This is a genomic window from Pseudomonas sp. zfem002, from assembly GCF_032621685.1.
Classification (GTDB): domain Bacteria; phylum Pseudomonadota; class Gammaproteobacteria; order Pseudomonadales; family Pseudomonadaceae; genus Aquipseudomonas; species Aquipseudomonas japonica.
The window spans coordinates 121,635-138,487 of record NZ_JAVYJH010000025.1 but is presented as its reverse complement, the minus strand read 5'-3'; the positions used below and the strand labels follow the sequence as shown (position 1 = coordinate 138,487).

Genomic DNA, 16,853 nt, shown 5'->3' with positions numbered 1-16,853 from the left:
GCCGAAGAAACTATGGGATCGGCTTGGGCTTGTCTCGATACTGGATACGATCAACCGGCTTAGTCGCATGACCTGAACCGCCGTGTACGGAACCGTACGCACGGTGGTGTGAGAGGACGGCGGGTGTGAATCCGCCTCCTACTCGATCATGCCTCGCCATCCCCGGAGTTCTCTGTGGTTGAATAGTGGCTCGCTGAAGTGCCAGGTACTTCAGGTCTTGCCAGAAAGGAACTCGCAACGTGAGCTACCCAAAGTTGATTGGTTACAGTTATTCGATCCGCGAGGAGGCCGAGCGATATCTGCTCATGATCATTATCGAGGAGGAGGCCAACGAGGAAGAAATCGAGAGCTCTCTTCTCGAAGGCATCTTCATCAGATTTGAAGATATCCAGGGCGGGAAGGAAGGCGCCTACGCACTTGCGGTAAAGATTGGCGAGATGTGGGTGCGAGAAAAACAAAAGGACGATCCGCGCTTTGCGTCCCAGCTCGCGCAAGCATCGGTGAACTAGAGTGGACGACGGGCAGGTAGCGCCCAATCCATGAACAAGGAGGTTTAGATGCTCGCGAAGTTGCTGGTCACCGTTGGAATCATCTTTTACGCCGTGGTCGTGCCGATTTTCGAGATCAACGATACCCATGTATTCAACCCGGCCTGGGAGTCGCATGCGCGGCTTCATGAAACCTGGCAACTGTTCACCAACACCGCGCTCGGGGCATTCAGTGTCTGGCTTGTCTGGGGCAGGAATGACCTGGCGCTGGCGAGTCTGCTCACGACCTTCGTCACCGGCGGGTTCCTGATGGCCTACTGGCTGCGGGATGGCTACGGTGGGTCGATGATCCTCACGGACGGCTCCGAGAAACTGATCTTCGGTCTGAACCTGGGACTGGTCGCCTACCTGCTGGCCATCGCGCTTGCCGGGCTTGCGGTGGCCATCGATCAACGCGATCGAAAGTTCTCCCAGGGGCCCGAATGATGCACAGCTGATCCGAGTCGCACCGTTCACGCAGGCAGGAAGAAGCCCGGCAAAGGCCGGGCTTCTTCGATATTGGCAAGACGACGGCTGTGCAGGCGAGCACGGCCAGGGCGATCAGTGATGCCGATGCCGGCGCTTGTGCTTGTGTTTGCCCGAGTCACGGTTGTCGTCCGCCAGGTGGTTGCCCAGCGCGCCACCCGCGGCGCCGCCGAGGCCGGCGCCGATGGTCGAGCCGGTGGAGCCACCGACCTTGCCGCCGATCAGCGAGCCGCCCGCCGAGCCCAGGCCGCCGCCAATCGCCGCTTCGGTGCGGTTGCCTTTCTTCGCGGCCACGGCGCTGCCGGCGGCGCCACCGAGGCCGGCGCCGATGGCCGCACCGGTGCTGCCGCCGATCTGCTGGCCGACGACGTTGCCAAGCACGCCACCAAGACCGCCGCCAATGGCGGTGGTGCCGTCACCGGCCAGTGCGGTCTGGGAAATCAGGAAACCTAGAGCGAGGGTAGGCAGGGAGAAACGCATTGGAAAAACCTCGGGGGCAATGGAGCGGTCAGGCAAACAGGAGTGGGGTGCGATCAGTCGTCATCGCGGTAGCGGCGATCATCGCGGCGGTGATCGTAGCGGTCGTCGTAACGGCGCCGGTCATGATCGTGCCAGCGGCGTTGATCGCGATCGCGCCAGCCATCGTCGTCACGGTCATGATGATGGTGATGCGCGCAGCCGCTGGCGAGCAGCACTGCGGCAAGCAGGGAAAACTGAGTCAGACGGGTCAACACGATGATTTCCTCGAATCGACGCTGAAGGGTCGATGGCGCGGTTATGACCACGTTTTTCCGTTTTTGTTTCCGGGTGTTGGCGCCAAGTAACTGGCAGATATGAAAAAAGCGCCTCGATGGGCGCTTTTCCGGGATTGGTGCGAGTGGCGGGACTCGAACCCGCAAGGCTTGCGCCGACAGATTTTAAGTCTGCTGTGTATACCAATTCCACCACACTCGCGGTCTGCGTCGGCCATCACAAGGCTGATCGAAGCAAGCGGGCTTTATAACTCATCGTTATATTCCAGTCAATGCTTGCGACGCTCGATCAGCGCGCCATGTAGCGTTGCACCCAGCGCCGCGGAATCAGCAGCGATGCCACGCCGAGCAGGGCTGCGAGCAGGCTGCTGAACAACAGGGCGGCGAAGCCCAGGCGATGTTCCAGCCAGCCACCGAGCACCGCGCCGACCAGCATGCCGGCCCAGGGCACCAGTTGCATGCGCCAGCCGCTGCGGCGCTCGCCCATCAGCCAGCGGCCGAGGCCGCGGCCGAAGCGGGAGAGGGCGCCGGTGACATAGGTCAGGCCGATGGGCAGGCCGTTCACTTCCTCGACCGCGGCGTTGAGCATGCCCATGGCCAGGATGGCCGCGAGCAGTGCCAGCAGCTCGAGGTAGTCGCCACAGAAGGCCGCGGCCAGCAGCAGCAGGGCGGTGAGCCCCAGCAACGGCCAGGCGCGCTTGCGGCTGGAGCGCGCGATCATCACGCCGAGGGCATTGCCGAGGACGAAGGTGAGCACCAGCAAGGCCAGGCGCAGGACCAGGTCGAGATGTCCCTGGCTCACCGCTACCGCCAGGCGCGTGGTGTTGCCGCTCATGAACGAGACGAAATCACCGCTGGCGAGAAAGCCGATGGCATCGGTCATGCCGGCCAGCACCGAGAGACCGCCGACGAAAAACAACCCGACCTGGCCACGCTGTCGATACAGGCGCAGGGCTTGCGGTCGGCGTTGTCCCCCGGGGTGTTCTGGCAGCATGGGCAAGGTCGCTCAGGTGGGATCGATGCTGCTGGCGACCGCTCGCAGTTCGCTGATCGAGGCGTTGAGGCCACTGACCCGTTCGTTGACTTCGACGGCATCGCCGGCATGCACCGAGCCCTGCAGGTACACGGCATGTCCGGCCAGGCCGCGGGCCAGTTGCTCCATGCCGTCGGCGGTATGCTCGAGATCGTCGTGGATGATTTTCATGCGTTTGTTGATGACCAAGATCCCTTTCCTCAACCGCTTGTCTGTCGTAACCGTCGGGCGGGCAACTATAGCAAGTCACCCCGCATCCCGCAGGCGCGATGGCGACAATCGCGCTATACCTTGATCCAGCGCAATGGTTGTGGGGCATATCTATGTTCAGCGCAGGAACATTCTTGCGGTGATGAAGGAATACGCCTTACTCGGTGTCGTCCTCGGCGTATGCTGTAGCTACACTCCGATCATAGACAGCGGACTCCGAAATGGATCCATCCGAACGTGTTGACCTGCATGGCATGAATGCCGGTCTGTACGAGCAACTCGTGCAGACGGTGGTGGACTATGCCATCTACATGATGGACCTCACTGGCCACATCATTTCCTGGAACGCCGGTGCCGAACGCATCAAGGGGTACCGTGCCGAGGAGGTCATCGGTCGGCATTTCTCGCTGTTTTTCACCGAGCACGACTGCCTCGCCGACCGCCCCGGTGTTCTCCTCGACAAGGCCCTCAGCGACGGGCGCGCCCAGGACGAAGGCTGGCGCGTGCGCAAGGACGGTACGCAGTTCTGGGCGCTGGTGGTGCTGGATGTGGTGCGCTCGCCGGAGGGCAAGGTGATCGGCCTGGCGAAGATCACCCGTGATATCACCGATCGCCGCGATGCCGCGCTGCAGCTCGACGCCATGCGCGCGCAACTGTTCCAGTCGCAGAAGCTCGAGGCCCTCGGCCAGTTGACCGGGGGCATGGCCCATGACTTCAACAATCTGCTGACCATCATCCTCAACTCGGCCCGGCTGGCGATGAACAGCCAGGATCCGCAGCGCACCCGGCGCCTGCTCGAACATGTGCTCGACGCCGGTCAGCGCGGCAGCCAGATGACCCAGCAACTGCTCAGCTTCGCCCGGCGCAAGGAGCTGAACGTGGTGCGTATCAATCTGTCGGACGTGATCGAGTCGATCCGCGCGCTGCTGCACCAGGCCCTGCCCAAGGGCATCGAGCTGCAGGTGCGCTGCGATGACAACCTGGCGCCGGTGGAGGTGGATGCGGGGCAACTGCAGATGGTCCTGCTCAACCTGGTGCTGAACGCTCGCGATGCCATGGAAGGGGGGGGCGAGATTCGCATCCACGCACGCAACGAGGCGCTGCTGGGGGAGCGCGATGGCCTGGTCGGCGACTATGCCCTGGTCAGTGTCAGCGACACCGGCAAGGGCATCGACGCCGAGGTGCTGCCGCGGATCTTCGAACCCTTCTTCACCACCAAGGGGTTCGGCAAGGGCACGGGTCTGGGCCTCAGCCAGGTGTACGGTTTCGCCAAGCAGAGCAATGGCGGGATCTGGGTCGACAGCGAACCGGGACAAGGCACCTGCATGACCCTGTGCCTGCCGGTCGTGATCAACGGGGAGGGCAGTGAATCGTGGAACAGCTCCAGCGTCTAGCGACGGGAATCAAGGGTCTCGACGAGCTGCTCATGGGCGGCCTGATCGCCGGTGCCGCGTACATCGTCCAGGGCCGGCCCGGCTCGGGAAAGACCGTGCTGGCCAATCAACTGGCCTTCAATCATGTCGAGCAGGGCGGCCGGGTGCTGGTCGCGACCTTGCTCAGCGAGTCCCACGAGCGTCTGTTCCAGTATCTGTCGACCCTGTCGTTCTTCGATGCGGCGAAGATCGGCGACCAGATCCAGTTCCTCAGTGCCTTCGACACCATGGAGCAGGAGGGCCTGGAGGCCGTGGTGCGCCTGCTGCGTGGTGAGATCGCCCGGCACGGCGCTTCGCTGCTGATCGTCGATGGCCTGCTCAATGCCCGCTCGCGGGCGGAGACCGTGCTCGACACCAAGAAATTCATCTCCGAACTGCAGGCCCACGCGGCGTTCGCCGGTTGCACGCTGCTGCTGCTGACCAGCAGCCACCTGGAGGATGACTGCCCCGAGCACACCATGGTCGACGGTGTGATCGAGCTGGGCGAGGACCTGCACGGCGCCCGCGCGGTGCGCCGTATCCAACTGCGCAAGACGCGCGGCAGCGCGGCGTTGTCCGGCTTGCACGAATGCGATATCGGCAGCGACGGCCTGCAGGTCTATCCACGCCTGGAATCCCTCCATGGCCACCCCTCCGGACCCGGCAGCGAGACCTGGACCCGGGTCGGCAGTGGAGTTGCCTGTCTCGATGAACTGCTCGACGGTGGCCTGGCGCAGGGTTCGGTGACCCTGGTGATGGGGCCGTCCGGCAGCGGCAAGACTTCCCTCGGCCTGAGCTTCCTCGGTGCCGCCACGGTTCAGGCCCCGGCCCTGTATTTCGGGTTCTACGAGCCGGCCACGCGCCTGCGCGCCAAGGCCGCCAGCCTGGGCCTGGACTTCGCCGGGCTGGAGCGCGAAGGGCGCTTGCACATCGCCTGGCAGCCGACCACCGAGGGTTTGCTCGACGATGTCGGCGCGCGCCTGCTGCGCCTGGTCGGCGAGCATGGCAGCAAGCGGGTGGTGATCGACAACCTTGGCGCTTTCGCTCGCCTGGCGACTCGCCCTGAACGCCTCAATGGCTTCTTCCGCGCACTGATGGGCGAACTGCGTGCCCGCGACGTGACGGTGCTGGCGACCTGGGAAATGCGCGATCTGTTCGGCGCGGAAATCACCGCGCCGGCTCCGGAGCTGTCGAGTATCGTCGACAACCTGCTGCTGATGCGCTTCGTCGAACTGAACTCGCAGCTCAAGCGTGTGCTGTCGATCCTCAAGGTGCGCGACAGTCGCTACGACCCGTCTCTGCTGGAGGTGTGCTTCGGCGCCGGCGGGATGGAGCTGCACAAGACATTCAACGAGGCCGCCGCGGTGCTATCGGGCACGGCGCAGCCGCTGGAGCGGTCCTGATGGCCGCGGTCTGATGATATGAGCACAGTCCTGGTGGTCGACGACGAGTACGTGATCTCCGACATCCTGGAGCTTGCCCTGGAAGACGCGGGGTATCAGGTGGAGAAAGCCAGCAATGGCTTGAGGGCGCTGGAAGTGCTGGACAAGACACGGGTCGAGCTGCTGATCACCGATTACATGATGCCGGTGATGAATGGCGAGGAACTCGCTCGAAAGCTTCGCGACGACCCGCAATTCAAGGCCTTGCCGATCATTCTCATGAGTGGTGCGCAGGCCAGTATCGGTCGGGAGAACCCGGGACTGTTCGATGGCGTGCTGGATAAACCGTTCGATACCGAAATGCTGATTGCCATGGTTCAGCGGCTTGTCCCGCCGCCCGGGGGCTGAGCCCCGGTTTCGCGATCAGTGGGTTCGAGGGTCCGGGCTGGGACCAGGCGCATCCGTGCGACTCCAATCAAACGGATGGCTTACTGATTGTTTTCTCCTTTTTCCGGTGCCGGGCTGCCGGCCTGAATGCGTTTGTAGATCTCTTCACGGTGCACCTGAACGTTCTTCGGTGCATCGATGCCGATCCTCACTTGCATCCCTTTGACGCCTAGAATGGTGACCTTGATGTCATCGTCGATGACGATGCTTTCGCCAACCTTGCGGGTGAGTATCAGCATGTATTTCTCCTTGGTAACTTGAAATGCCTCGCAGGCGGTACCCACTGAGGATGGGGGCGCCGGGGAGCGCTTCCCTCTTTCCCTTCATTAAAGACGCATTCGTTGAAAATTAATTCCCCGAGCAAAATATTTGCTGATGTCTTTTTCGGGTTGGGAGTCGATCGGGCTGTGTGAATTTCGCGTGGCGAATTTGTTCACCCCGCAAGCATAGGGGGCTTCAACGAATATGGGAAATTTCTCTTGTGAAAAGAGAAACTTTCGTGAATTAACGTTCATTCAGTAGGGTTTTAATGCGCTGCCCCAAATGAGTTTCATTCCTGCCAAAAAGCCCCGGTCATCTGCTCCGGAGAACGGCTGAAGTGCCTGCCCGGCGATGTCGCTGGCGCACTCGCGAAATCCTGGCGGGATGGCGGCCCTGTGGTGCTGGTGCTGAGGTTTGCGTGCATATCCATTGGCCAAGGCGACCTTGAGTCACCTTTCCGCCCTTACGGCGGGTCACTTTTGCTGGGCGGCAAAAGTAACCAAAAACGCCACGCTCCTGCATCCGGCCCTCCGCTGCGCTACGGGTTCCCTCCCTCCGCACTGATTCCGGGGGCCGCGCCATACGGGCTCCTGCCCGATGGCGCTTTCCGGGCCATCCATGGCCCTCCACCCCCTCCATCAGCGCTCCACTCGGCCTCCTGATGTCGCACGTAGATCAAGATCAAAAGCACAATTCGCTACGCTCTTGCCGGGCGAGAGTGCTCTCAGGAGGGTGACGGCTACGCTCTGGATTTTTGCTTTGCTTTGCTTTGCTTTGCTTTGCTCTTGATCTGGCTCTTGATCTGCCGGCGACATCAGGAGGCTGAGTGGAGCGCTGATGGAGGGGGTGGAGGGCCATGGATGGCCCGGAAAGCGCTATAGGGCAGGATGCCCGTATAGCGCGGCCCCCGGAGTCAGTGCGGAGGGAAGGAACCCGGAGCGAAGCGTAGGGCCGGATGCAGGAGCAAGAGCGTTTTGCCCACTTTTGCGCTGTTCAAAAGTGGGTCGCCGTAAGGGCGAAAAGGTGATTCAGCGTCGCCTTGGCAAATGGATCAACACACGATTCCCGTACCCGCAGCGCTCAACACAAAGCATCTGAGCACCGTACCTCTGGCTCAAGAGCTCCCACAGGGTTCACGCGCTATCTTGAGAAAGCATTTCAGGCACTGTGGCCGAGCAAGGCCACGCCCTTGATCTGCGCCCACAACACCTGCCCTTCGTGCAGGCCGAGCTGATCGCTGGAATAGCGCGTGACCCGGGCCAGCAGCGGGTGCCCGGCGGCGTCCAGGCTGACCAGTACCTGCGCCGGGTTGCTCTGTGCGCTCAAGGCGCGCAGGGTCACCGGCAGGCGGTTGATGATGCTCGAGCGGCTGTCCTCGGCCAGGCTCAGGCTGATGTCGCGGGCCTGGACCTTGACCCGCAGCAGCGACCCCGGCGGCAGCGCGGCATGGGGAATGCGCAGGCGCAGGTCGCTGCCTGGCAGGTGCAGGTCGAGCAACTGGTAGGTCGCGTCGTAGGCGCCGGTGCGGCCTTCGATGATCACGCCGGCGTCTTCGTCCTCGGCCAGCGGCAGGTCGAGGCGGGCGAGGGTCTGGTTGAGCGGGCCGCTGGCCAGGACCTGGCCCTGTTCCAGCAGCACCAGGTGGTCGGCGAGACGGGCGACTTCCTCCTGGGCATGGCTGACGTAGATCAGCGGGATGCGCAACTCGTCGTGCAGACGCTCGAGGTACGGCAGGATCTCGCGCTTGCGCGGTGCATCCAGCGCCGCCAGCGGCTCGTCCATCAGCAGCAGGCTCGGACTGGTGAGCAGGGCACGGGCGATACCCACGCGCTGGCGTTCGCCGCCGGACAGGGTGTCGGCCTTGCGCGCCAGCAGGTGATCGATGCCCAGCAGTTCGCAGGCCTGCTGCAGGTTGATGCGGCGGCTGGCGGCCTCGATGCGGCGCCAGCCGAACTCCAGGTTGCCGCGCACCGAGAGGTGGCTGAACAGGCTGGCTTCCTGGAAGACGTAGCCGATCGGGCGCTGGTGCGGCGGGACGAAAATGCCGTTCGCCGAGTCCTGCCAGACCGTCCCGGCGACTTCGATATAGGCGTCGCCGGCCCGCTCCAGGCCGGCCAGGCAGCGCAGGCAGGTGGTCTTGCCCGAACCGGAGGCGCCGAACAGGGCGCTGACACCCCGGCCCGGCAGGCTCAGGTTGACGTCCAGGGTGAAGTCGTCCCGGGCCATCTTGAGGCGGGCGTGGATCTGCGAGGTCATGCGGCGCTCCAGGCCGATTTGCGGCGGCTGCCATACAGGGCCAGCAGCACCAGGAACGAGAACACCAGCATCGCCCCGGCCAGCCAGTGGGCCTGGGCGTACTCCAGGGCCTCGACGTGGTCGTAGATCTGCACCGAGACCACCCGGGTCTTGTCGGGAATGTTGCCGCCGATCATCAGGACCACGCCGAACTCGCCCACGGTGTGGGCGAAGCCGAGGATGCTGGCGGTGACGAAGCCGGGGCGGGCCAGGGGCAGGACCACGCTGAAGAAGGTGTCCCAGGGGCTGGCGCGCAACGTCGCGGCCACTTCCAACGGCCGTTCGCCGATCGCGCTGAAGGCGTTCTGCAGCGGCTGCACCACGAACGGCATGGAGTACACCACCGAGCCGATCACCAGCCCGCTGAAGCTGAACACCACGGTCCCCAGCCCCAGTGCCTGGGTGGCCTGGCCGATGAAGCCATGAGGACCGAGGGCCAGCAGCAGGTAGAAGCCGATCACCGTCGGCGGCAGCACCAGGGGCAGGGCCACCACCGCGCCGACCGGCCCGCGCAGCCAGGAACGGGTGCGCGTCAGCCACCAGGCGATCGGGGTGCCGACCAGCAAGAGGATCAGGGTGGTCAGCGACGCCAGCTTGAGGGTCAGCCAGATTGCGCCGAAATCGCTGGCGTCGAGCGGCATCAGAGTTCGTAACCGTAGGATTTGATGATCGCCGCGGCCTTCGGCCCTTTCAGGTAGTCGACCAGGGCCTTGGCGGCCGGGTTGTCCTGGCCTTTTTCGAGGATCACCGCGTCCTGGCGGATCGGGTCATGCAGCTCGGCCGGGACGATCCACGCCGAACCGCTGCTGACCTTGCCGTCCTGGTAGATCTGCGACAGGGCGACGAAGCCCAGCTCGGCATTGCCGGTGGAGACGAACTGGAAGGCCTGGGTGATGTTCTGGCCTTCGACGATCTTGGCTTTGGTCGCTTCGCTCAGCTTCAGCTTGTCCAGCACCTGGGTGGCGGCCAGGCCGTAGGGCGCGGCTTTCGGGTTGGCGATGGACAGGTGCTGGAATTCGTTCTTCTTCAGCACCTCGCCCTTGGCGTCGACATAGCCGGGCTTGGCCGACCACAGGGCAAGGGTGCCGATCGCGTAGGTGAAGCGCGAGCCCTTGAGCGTGGCGCCTTCGTTTTCCAGCTTGGCCGGGGTGCTGTCGTCGGCGGCGAGGAAGACTTCGAACGGCGCGCCATTCTTGATCTGCGCGTAGAACTGTCCGGTGGCGCCGTAGGCCGCGACCAGCTTGTGACCGGTGTCCTTTTCGAAATCCTTGGCGATCGCCTGGATCGGCGCGGTGAAGTTGGCCGCGACAGCGACCTGGACCTCATCGGCCCACGCGCTGTTGAGCGCCATCAGGGTGAACAGGCCGGTCAGGGCAATACGAGGTGCAGGCATACGCATGAAACAGCTCCGTGGATGAATGAAGGCAATCGCTATATATGGAAATATATAGCGATTGCCTTGCAAACGGAAAGCCCTGTTTCAGCGATGGAGCAGGGCGAGGCTGCGTTCGGCGAGTTCGCGGGTCAGTTCGGCGGCCGGACGTTCGACACCGAGGCGCAGGGCCTGGCCGGACCAGAGGTTGCTGAAGTCGCTGCTGCCCTGGGGTTCGCTGATGGCGCGCAACGGCATCAGCGCGCCACCGGCCAGGGGGAAGGCCGGTGCCAGGTCGCTGACCGGACCCAGTTCGCGCATGATCCGGTTGACGATGCCGCGGGCCGGGCGACCGGTGAACAGGTTGGTCAGCGCCGTGTCGCTTTCCCGCGCGGTGTGCAGGGCGCGGCGGTGCGCCGGGGACACCTTGGCTTCCGGGCAGAACAGATAGGCGGTGCCCAGTTGCACGGCCGACGCGCCCAGGGTGAAGGCGGCGGCGATACCGCGGGCGTCGCCGATGCCACCGGCGGCGATCACCGGCACGCGCACCGCGTCGGCGATCTGCGGGACCAGGGCGAAGGTACCGACCTGGCTGGCGAGGTCATCGCTGAGGAACATGCCGCGATGCCCGCCGGCTTCGTAGCCCATGGCGATGATCGCGTCGCAGCCGCGCTGCTCCAGCCACAGCGCCTCGGCCACCGTGGTGGCGCTGGAAATCACCTTGGCGCCGGTGGCCTTGACCCGCGCCAGCAGGCGTGGCTCGGGCAGGCCGAAGTGGAAGCTGACCACCTCCGGCTTGTACGCCTCGACCAGCGCGCAGCCCGCATCGTCGAAGGGCGCGCGACTGGACACCGGCGTCGGCGCCGCGAAGTCGGCACCGACTTCGTCGTAGTAGGGCTTGAGCGCCTGCTTCCAGCGCTCGATGCGCGCCGGATCGTCGGCAGGCGGGGTATGGCAGAAGAAGTTCACGTTGAGCGGGCCGCGACTGGCCTGGCGGAAGGTTTCCAGTTCCTGGCGGATCTGCTCGGTGCTGAGCATGGCGCAGGGCAACGCGCCCAGGCCGCCGGCATTGCTCACCGCAATGGCCATCGCCGAGCCGTTGGCGCCGGCCATCGGCGCCTGGAGGATCGGCTGTTCGATGGCGAACAGATCGAGAATGCGCGGGTCCGGCCATTGCCTCATTGCTGCGGTCTCCTTGCTGGGGTCGCGGGCTTCAGAGCGCCTTGCTGACCTGGATGTCGGTGATCTTTTCCGCGTCGTCGCCATGGATCTTGCGCAGTGCGGCCTGGGCCTGCTCCAGCGAGTTGTCCGGCAGTTGCGCGAAATCCCAGCGGCGTTCGCCGTCGAGCTTGTACTTGATGACGTATTTGATGGTGGCGGTCATGGGGCTTATCTCAGTTGCGACGACGAGCGACGGATGATCTTGATCTTGTGGCTGAAGGTCGGCTTGCGGGTCACCGAGATCGGCCGCGGGGTGACGGTGTCGATGGTGATGTTCCAGAAACCGGTGCTCGGCACAGTGATCTTCGCCGGGAAACGATCGAAGGCCCCGCCGTGATAGGTGTGCCGACCGCCATTCTTGAAACTGCGGAAGTTGGCGTCGTTCATCAGGCGGATATTGCAGCGCTGGGAACACTCGATCACGACGATATCGTCTTCGTTGAGGTGTTCGCGCTGGTGGACGAATTTCATGTTACGGCTCCGCAAGGGGTGTTTCGGCAAAGCGGCACGATAACAGATGGATGTAGGAGGAATGTAGGACTCGTCACATTCCCTGTGATAAATATGACAATCAAGGGAGCAAATTGGCCTAATAGTGGTCTTAGGATTTTTATATGTGGGAGCGGGACTCGATGAAATGGTTTGTATCTGCCTTGGCCTTGACGCTGACTGGTTGCGCCAGTGTGACCGAGCTGGAACAGAGCCCTGAAACTCTCGATGTGATTTCCGGCAAAACGCCGGACCAGTACCTGACCTGCGTCCAGGAGCGGCTGAAGGACAGCCGCGATTCGCTGCAGGTGACCCGCGACAAGAACTCGATTCGGGTGATCGTGCCGCAGAAACTCTCGGACGGACCGGCGGCGGTGATGGACATCAGTGAGCGTTCCAGTGGCAGTGCCATCAAGCTGCATGAGCGGCTGAACAACTTCCCGTTGCGCCTTTCGGACGTGAACAACGCGGCGACTCGCTGCATTTCCGGTTGAAGCCTTGACTGTGTGTCGCTAGTCCGGTGGGAGCGAACCCTGCTCCCACCGTCGCTCATGAATTAATCGATTCACTCCTCCAGACGCTCTCTTTTGGTGCATTTCGCCGTTGTGATGGCGAAAGGATAGTCCTACTATCCATAGGCTTATATTTTTTAAGTCTAAGCATATAACCATAAGAAGGAGCTCCGTGATGAGTCCACTGGACCGAGTCCTGATCAGCAGCCTGCTGTTGTTCGCCCTGCCGGCGGCGCACGCCGATCAGGGCCAGAACGTCTTCACCCAGGGCGGTGCCAATCCCGCCGCCATGGCCTGCCAGGGTTGCCATGGGGCGGACGGCCTGGGCATGGCTGCCGCCGGTTTTCCCCGTCTGGCCGGGCTGTCGGCCGCCTACCTGAGCAAGCAACTGCGCGATTTCCGCGATGGCACGCGCCAGAACCCGATCATGCAACCCCTGGCTGCGGCCCTGAGCGACGAGGAAATCGCCGCGGTGACCGACCGCCTCGCCGCCATGCCGGCCCCCGCCGCGCCGGACGCGCGCCGTCAGCAGATGGCCAGCAGTGCCGTGCAGCAACTGGCCCTGTATGGCGACTGGAGCCGGCAGATTCCCGGTTGCGTGCAATGCCATGGCCCCGGCGGCAGAGGGGTGGGTGAGCACTTCCCGCCGCTGGCCCATCAGCCGGCCGCCTACCTCAGCGCGCAGCTCAACGCCTGGCGCGACGGCAGTCGGCACAACGATCCCAACCAACTGATGGTGGGTGTGGCCAAGGCCATGACCGATGACGAGGTCAACGCCATCGCCGAATATTTCGCCGCCGGCCAGGAGGTCAAGCCATGAAAGCATTCGTTGTTACCGCGCTGGCCTTCGCGCTGGGTACGGCTCATGCCGCGCAGGTTGCCATGGAGGACCAGTCGCAACTGAAGGTGCCAGCGGCCAGCCAGACGCCGTTCTTCGTCCCGCCGGCGCAGAGCGAACTGCCGGACAACGCCTTCGGCAAGATGGTCCGCGACGGTTACGCGCTGTTCGTCGATACCGGACGCCTGGCTCCGGACTACGTCGGCAACGGCATGAAATGCAGCAACTGCCACCTCGACCAGGGGCGCCTGGCGCACTCGGCGCCACTCTGGGGCGCGTATCCGATGTACCCGGCCTATCGCAAGAAGAACGACAAGGTGAACACCTACGCCGAACGCATCCAGGGTTGCTTCCAGTTCAGCATGAACGGCAAGGCACCTGCGGCTGACAGCCCGGAGATCACCGCGTTGTCGGTGTATTCCTACTGGCTGGCGAGCAAGGCCCAGGTCGGTGTCGAACCACCGGGGCGCGGCTACCCCGATGTCGCGCAGCCGGCGGGCGGTTACGACATCGCCCGCGGCGAGAAGGTGTACCAGGCGCAATGCGCGATCTGTCACGGTGCCGATGGCGAGGGCCAGAAGGTCGCCAACGACTACGTGATGCCGCCACTGTGGGGCAAGGACTCCTACAACTGGGGGGCCGGCATGCACCGGATCAATACCGCGGCGTCCTTCATCAAGCACAACATGCCGCTGGGCAAGCCGGGCAGCCTCAGCGACCAGCAGGCATGGGACGTCGCCGCCTTCGTCAACAAGCACGAGCGCCCGCAGGATCCGCGGCTGGTCGAGGGTTCGGTGGAGAAGACGCGGGTGAAGTTCCACGCCAACGACGGCGTCAACCTCTACGGCCAGACCCTCGATGGCGTGCTGATCGGCCAGGGCACCGGCAAGTGATGACACGACACCCTGAAAAGTGATGGCCATGGCGCCGTTTCGCCCCTGCGAGCGGCGCCTTCGTGGCGTCAGAAGGATGGCGCGAAGCCAATATTTCCAGTGGTCGGGAACTATCTCCCGCTGGATTTCTCTATGATGGCAACGGTTGCGCCCAGGTGGGGCATTGTAAGGTGCCCGCCGCCTGATTAGACTGCGCCGAATTTCGTACGCACAGCCCTTCGTTAAGGACTTTTATGATCAAGAAATGCTTGTTCCCGGCAGCCGGCTACGGCACGCGCTTCCTGCCAGCAACCAAAGCCATGCCCAAGGAAATGCTGCCGGTGGTCAACAAGCCACTGATCCAGTACGGCGTCGAAGAAGCCCTCGAAGCCGGCCTGACCGAAATCTCCATCGTCACCGGTCGCGGCAAGCGCGCCCTGGAAGACCACTTCGACATCAGCTACGAGCTGGAAACCCAGATCAAGGGCACTGACAAGGAAAAATACCTGGTCGGCATCCGTCGCCTGCTGGACGAGTGCTCCTTCTCCTACACCCGTCAGACCGAGATGAAAGGCCTGGGTCACGCGATCCTCACCGGCCGCCCGCTGATCGGTGACGAGCCGTTCGCCGTGGTCCTGGCCGACGACCTGTGCGTCAACCTCGACGACGACGGCGTGCTGACCCAGATGGTCAAGCTGTACAAGCAGTTCCGCTGCTCGATCGTCGCCATCCAGGAAGTCGATCCGCAGGAAACCAACAAGTACGGCGTGATCGCCGGCGAAATGATCCGCGACGACATCTATCGCGTGCACAGCATGGTCGAGAAGCCGAAGCCGGAAGACGCGCCGTCGAACCTGGCGATCATCGGTCGCTACATCCTGACCCCGGACATCTTCGACCTGATCGAACAGACCGAGCCGGGCAAGGGTGGCGAGATCCAGATCACCGACGCGCTGATGAAGCAGGCGCAGAACGGTTGCGTCATGGCCTACAAGTTCAAGGGCAAGCGTTTCGACTGCGGTGGCGCCGAAGGCTACATCGATGCGACCAACTTCTGCTTCGAGAACTTCTACAAGACTGGCAAGGCTTACTGATCGGTAGCCGCTGTCTGTAAGAAAAAGCCACCTTCGGGTGGCTTTTTTGTTTATGCCGGGCACTGGCGCTATGCTGGCGACCTGCCGAGGAGATTGATATGGCCTACGATTTTGACCTGTTTGTGATTGGTGCCGGTTCCGGCGGTGTGCGTGCCTCGCGATTCGCCGCGGGCTTCGGCGCCCGGGTGGCGGTGGCGGAGAGTCGCTACCTGGGCGGGACCTGCGTCAACGTTGGCTGCGTGCCGAAGAAGTTGCTGGTGTACGGCGCCCATTTCGCCGACGAGTTCGAGCAGGCCTCGGGTTTCGGCTGGTCGCTGGAGGATGCGCAGTTCGACTGGAGCCAACTGATCGCCAACAAGAACCGCGAGATCCAGCGCCTCAACGGTATCTACCGCAACCTGCTGGTCAACAGCGGCGTGACCCTGCTCGAAGGCCACGCCCGGATCACCGCGCCCCACGAAGTGGAAGTGGAAGGCAAGCGCTACTCGGCGAAGCACATCCTCATCGCCACCGGTGGCTGGCCGCAGATTCCGGAGATTCCGGGACGTGAGCTGGCCATCAGCTCCAACGAGGCGTTCTTCCTGAAGGACCTGCCCAAGCGTGTGCTGGTGGTGGGCGGCGGCTACATCGCCGTCGAGTTCGCCGGGATCTTCCAGGGCCTCGGCGCCGATACCACCTTGCTCTATCGCGGCGACCTGTTCCTGCGTGGCTTCGACGCCTCGGTGCGCAACCACCTCAAGGAAGAACTGGAGAAACGCGGCCTCGACCTGCAGTTCAACAGCGATATCGCGCGCATCGAACAGCAGGCCGACGGCAGCCTCAAGGCCACCCTCAAGGACGGTCGCGAGCTGATCACCGACTGCGTGTTCTACGCCACCGGGCGCCGGCCGATGCTGGACAACCTCGGCCTGGAGAACACCGAGGTGCAACTGGACAAGCGCGGCTTCGTCCAGGTCAATGACCAGTTCCAGACCGACGAACCGTCGATCCTCGCCATCGGCGACGTCATCGGCCGCGTGCAACTGACCCCGGTGGCCCTGGCCGAAGGCATGGCGGTGGCACGGCGGCTGTTCAAGCCGGAAGAATACCGTGCGGTGGATTACCGCAATATCCCGACGGCCGTGTTCAGCCAGCCACCGATCGGCACCGTCGGCCTGAGCGAAGAACAGGCGCTGGAGGCCGGGCATTCGCTGAAGATCTTCGAAAGCCGTTTCCGGCCGATGAAGCTGACCCTCACCGAGGTCCAGGAAAAGACCCTGATGAAGCTGGTGGTGGACGCCGACAGCGACCGCGTGCTGGGTTGCCATATGGTCGGCCCGGACGCCGGCGAGATCATCCAGGGCCTGGGCATCGCGCTGAAGGCCGGGGCGACCAAGCAGCAATTCGACGAGACCATCGGCGTGCACCCGACGGCGGCGGAGGAGTTCGTGACCATGAGGACGGTCACCCGCTAAGGAATATCGTTGCGTGTCCACTGTAGGAGCGTGGCTTGCCCGCGAAGGACCGCAACGCGGTCCCAGACATCACCGTTATTAGGGACCGCTAACGCGGTCCTTCGCAGTGGTTCGTCACACGACAAGCCAGCTCCCACGATTTCCCTATAGCCAAAACCAATCACCTACATGGTTTTTGCCAATGAGCATTAACCGA

The 16,853-nt window shown here is 63.4% G+C and carries 21 protein-coding genes, 1 tRNA gene and 1 pseudogene; 12 read left to right on the top strand and 11 right to left on the bottom strand.

The window, feature by feature from the left end; genetic code table 11:
* From RTI28_RS24920 to RTI28_RS24910, 3 genes and pseudogenes are all read left to right on the top strand, one after another.
* Positions 1-76, top strand: a pseudogene (locus RTI28_RS24920) (maturase); the annotation flags it as partial.
* 163 nt (positions 77-239) lie between these two features.
* The gene (locus RTI28_RS24915; protein ID WP_316922935.1) at positions 240-509 is read left to right on the top strand and encodes a hypothetical protein; all 270 of its coding nucleotides are present in this window, start codon (positions 240-242) and stop codon (positions 507-509) included.
* Between the two features lie 48 nt (positions 510-557).
* Positions 558-974 (top strand): hypothetical protein, encoded by a 417-nt coding sequence (locus tag RTI28_RS24910; protein ID WP_316922934.1) that lies wholly within the window; start codon positions 558-560, stop codon positions 972-974.
* 114 nt (positions 975-1,088) lie between these two features.
* Here the strand turns inward: RTI28_RS24910 and RTI28_RS24905 are convergent, their stop codons facing one another.
* On the bottom strand, positions 1,089-1,493 hold the full coding sequence (locus tag RTI28_RS24905; RefSeq protein ID WP_316922933.1) for a glycine zipper domain-containing protein: 405 nt from the start codon (positions 1,491-1,493) through the stop codon (positions 1,089-1,091).
* A gap of 47 nt (positions 1,494-1,540) precedes the next feature.
* Between RTI28_RS24905 and RTI28_RS24900 the strand changes: the two genes are divergently transcribed.
* Positions 1,541-1,837, top strand: coding sequence for a hypothetical protein (locus RTI28_RS24900; RefSeq protein WP_316922932.1), 297 nt, complete (start codon positions 1,541-1,543; stop codon positions 1,835-1,837).
* 45 nt (positions 1,838-1,882) lie between these two features.
* Here the strand turns inward: RTI28_RS24900 and RTI28_RS24895 are convergent.
* The 3 genes from RTI28_RS24895 to RTI28_RS24885 all read right to left on the bottom strand — a co-directional run bounded on the left by RTI28_RS24895 (position 1,883) and on the right by RTI28_RS24885 (position 2,987).
* Positions 1,883-1,967, bottom strand: a tRNA-Leu gene (locus tag RTI28_RS24895).
* 87 nt (positions 1,968-2,054) lie between these two features.
* The gene (locus RTI28_RS24890) at positions 2,055-2,759 is read right to left on the bottom strand and encodes a YoaK family protein (protein ID WP_316922931.1); all 705 of its coding nucleotides are present in this window, start codon (positions 2,757-2,759) and stop codon (positions 2,055-2,057) included.
* Positions 2,760-2,771: 12 nt separating this feature from the next.
* Complete coding sequence (locus RTI28_RS24885; protein WP_316922930.1) at positions 2,772-2,987, bottom strand: hypothetical protein; 216 nt, start codon at positions 2,985-2,987, stop codon at positions 2,772-2,774.
* A 242-nt stretch (positions 2,988-3,229) separates the two neighbouring features.
* On the opposite strand from RTI28_RS24885, the gene RTI28_RS24880 reads away from it, so the two are divergent.
* The 3 genes from RTI28_RS24880 to RTI28_RS24870 are packed head-to-tail and all read left to right on the top strand — an operon-like array spanning position 3,230 to position 6,210.
* Positions 3,230-4,402, top strand: coding sequence for a two-component system sensor histidine kinase NtrB (locus RTI28_RS24880; protein ID WP_316922929.1), 1,173 nt, complete (start codon positions 3,230-3,232; stop codon positions 4,400-4,402).
* The gene (locus RTI28_RS24875) at positions 4,381-5,823 is read left to right on the top strand and encodes an ATPase domain-containing protein (protein WP_410479040.1); all 1,443 of its coding nucleotides are present in this window, start codon (positions 4,381-4,383) and stop codon (positions 5,821-5,823) included. Before RTI28_RS24880 ends, RTI28_RS24875 begins: the two co-directional genes overlap by 22 nt.
* Positions 5,824-5,841: 18 nt before the next feature.
* On the top strand, positions 5,842-6,210 hold the full coding sequence (locus tag RTI28_RS24870) for a response regulator (protein WP_316922928.1): 369 nt from the start codon (positions 5,842-5,844) through the stop codon (positions 6,208-6,210).
* An 80-nt stretch (positions 6,211-6,290) separates the two neighbouring features.
* Here RTI28_RS24870 and csrA read toward each other — a convergent pair whose 3' ends face one another.
* The 7 genes from csrA to RTI28_RS24835 form a co-directional block, all read right to left on the bottom strand.
* Positions 6,291-6,488, bottom strand: coding sequence for a carbon storage regulator CsrA (gene csrA / locus RTI28_RS24865; RefSeq protein ID WP_042124702.1), 198 nt, complete (start codon positions 6,486-6,488; stop codon positions 6,291-6,293).
* 1,180 nt (positions 6,489-7,668) lie between these two features.
* On the bottom strand, positions 7,669-8,766 hold the full coding sequence (gene modC / locus RTI28_RS24860) for a molybdenum ABC transporter ATP-binding protein (RefSeq protein ID WP_316922927.1): 1,098 nt from the start codon (positions 8,764-8,766) through the stop codon (positions 7,669-7,671).
* Entirely contained in the window at positions 8,763-9,446 is a 684-nt protein-coding gene (gene modB, locus RTI28_RS24855; RefSeq protein WP_316922926.1) for a molybdate ABC transporter permease subunit, read from the bottom strand. The genes modC and modB overlap by 4 nt, the downstream gene beginning before the upstream one ends.
* A complete protein-coding gene (gene modA, locus RTI28_RS24850; RefSeq protein WP_410479043.1) occupies positions 9,446-10,198 on the bottom strand; it encodes a molybdate ABC transporter substrate-binding protein in 753 nt (250 codons plus the stop codon). Before modA ends, modB begins: the two co-directional genes overlap by 1 nt.
* Positions 10,199-10,285: 87 nt before the next feature.
* Positions 10,286-11,359: a nitronate monooxygenase gene (locus tag RTI28_RS24845; RefSeq protein ID WP_316922924.1), complete on the bottom strand. Its 1,074-nt coding sequence runs from the start codon at positions 11,357-11,359 to the stop codon at positions 10,286-10,288.
* 31 nt (positions 11,360-11,390) lie between these two features.
* The gene (locus tag RTI28_RS24840) at positions 11,391-11,561 is read right to left on the bottom strand and encodes a hypothetical protein (protein ID WP_089266523.1); all 171 of its coding nucleotides are present in this window, start codon (positions 11,559-11,561) and stop codon (positions 11,391-11,393) included.
* Positions 11,562-11,566: 5 nt separating this feature from the next.
* Positions 11,567-11,869 carry a DUF1883 domain-containing protein gene (locus RTI28_RS24835; protein WP_042124691.1) on the bottom strand — a complete coding sequence of 101 codons (303 nt, stop codon included), beginning with the start codon at positions 11,867-11,869 and terminating at the stop codon, positions 11,567-11,569.
* Between the two features lie 161 nt (positions 11,870-12,030).
* On the opposite strand from RTI28_RS24835, the gene RTI28_RS24830 reads away from it, so the two are divergent.
* The 5 genes from RTI28_RS24830 to gorA all read left to right on the top strand — a co-directional run bounded on the left by RTI28_RS24830 (position 12,031) and on the right by gorA (position 16,657).
* Positions 12,031-12,381, top strand: a complete 351-nt coding sequence (locus tag RTI28_RS24830; protein ID WP_316922923.1) for a hypothetical protein — start codon at positions 12,031-12,033, stop codon at positions 12,379-12,381.
* Positions 12,382-12,574: 193 nt separating this feature from the next.
* A complete protein-coding gene (locus tag RTI28_RS24825; protein ID WP_316922922.1) occupies positions 12,575-13,219 on the top strand; it encodes a c-type cytochrome in 645 nt (214 codons plus the stop codon).
* Between the two features lie 62 nt (positions 13,220-13,281).
* Entirely contained in the window at positions 13,282-14,130 is an 849-nt protein-coding gene (locus RTI28_RS24820; protein WP_316922941.1) for a c-type cytochrome, read from the top strand.
* A gap of 233 nt (positions 14,131-14,363) precedes the next feature.
* Entirely contained in the window at positions 14,364-15,203 is an 840-nt protein-coding gene (gene galU / locus RTI28_RS24815; RefSeq protein ID WP_316922921.1) for a UTP--glucose-1-phosphate uridylyltransferase GalU, read from the top strand.
* A gap of 98 nt (positions 15,204-15,301) precedes the next feature.
* Positions 15,302-16,657, top strand: coding sequence for a glutathione-disulfide reductase (gene gorA, locus RTI28_RS24810; protein ID WP_316922920.1), 1,356 nt, complete (start codon positions 15,302-15,304; stop codon positions 16,655-16,657).
* Positions 16,658-16,853: the final 196 nt, after the last annotated feature.

What these genes read in the sequence shown, in the direction of transcription:
- modC (WP_316922927.1), bottom strand. Translation starts at nt 8,766, where the DNA reads ATGACCTCGCAGATCCACGCCCGCCTCAAGATGGCCCGGGACGACTTC.
- RTI28_RS24890 (WP_316922931.1), bottom strand. Translation starts at nt 2,759, where the DNA reads ATGCTGCCAGAACACCCCGGGGGACAACGCCGACCGCAAGCCCTGCGC.
- RTI28_RS24830 (WP_316922923.1), top strand. Translation starts at nt 12,031, where the DNA reads ATGAAATGGTTTGTATCTGCCTTGGCCTTGACGCTGACTGGTTGCGCC.
- RTI28_RS24910 (WP_316922934.1), top strand. Translation starts at nt 558, where the DNA reads ATGCTCGCGAAGTTGCTGGTCACCGTTGGAATCATCTTTTACGCCGTG.
- gorA (WP_316922920.1), top strand. Translation starts at nt 15,302, where the DNA reads ATGGCCTACGATTTTGACCTGTTTGTGATTGGTGCCGGTTCCGGCGGT.
- RTI28_RS24905 (WP_316922933.1), bottom strand. Translation starts at nt 1,493, where the DNA reads ATGCGTTTCTCCCTGCCTACCCTCGCTCTAGGTTTCCTGATTTCCCAG.
- csrA (WP_042124702.1), bottom strand. Translation starts at nt 6,488, where the DNA reads ATGCTGATACTCACCCGCAAGGTTGGCGAAAGCATCGTCATCGACGAT.
- RTI28_RS24825 (WP_316922922.1), top strand. Translation starts at nt 12,575, where the DNA reads ATGAGTCCACTGGACCGAGTCCTGATCAGCAGCCTGCTGTTGTTCGCC.
- RTI28_RS24835 (WP_042124691.1), bottom strand. Translation starts at nt 11,869, where the DNA reads ATGAAATTCGTCCACCAGCGCGAACACCTCAACGAAGACGATATCGTC.
- RTI28_RS24840 (WP_089266523.1), bottom strand. Translation starts at nt 11,561, where the DNA reads ATGACCGCCACCATCAAATACGTCATCAAGTACAAGCTCGACGGCGAA.
- RTI28_RS24820 (WP_316922941.1), top strand. Translation starts at nt 13,282, where the DNA reads ATGGAGGACCAGTCGCAACTGAAGGTGCCAGCGGCCAGCCAGACGCCG.
- modA (WP_410479043.1), bottom strand. Translation starts at nt 10,198, where the DNA reads ATGCCTGCACCTCGTATTGCCCTGACCGGCCTGTTCACCCTGATGGCG.
- modB (WP_316922926.1), bottom strand. Translation starts at nt 9,446, where the DNA reads ATGCCGCTCGACGCCAGCGATTTCGGCGCAATCTGGCTGACCCTCAAG.
- galU (WP_316922921.1), top strand. Translation starts at nt 14,364, where the DNA reads ATGATCAAGAAATGCTTGTTCCCGGCAGCCGGCTACGGCACGCGCTTC.
- RTI28_RS24870 (WP_316922928.1), top strand. Translation starts at nt 5,842, where the DNA reads ATGAGCACAGTCCTGGTGGTCGACGACGAGTACGTGATCTCCGACATC.
- RTI28_RS24880 (WP_316922929.1), top strand. Translation starts at nt 3,230, where the DNA reads ATGGATCCATCCGAACGTGTTGACCTGCATGGCATGAATGCCGGTCTG.
- RTI28_RS24845 (WP_316922924.1), bottom strand. Translation starts at nt 11,359, where the DNA reads ATGAGGCAATGGCCGGACCCGCGCATTCTCGATCTGTTCGCCATCGAA.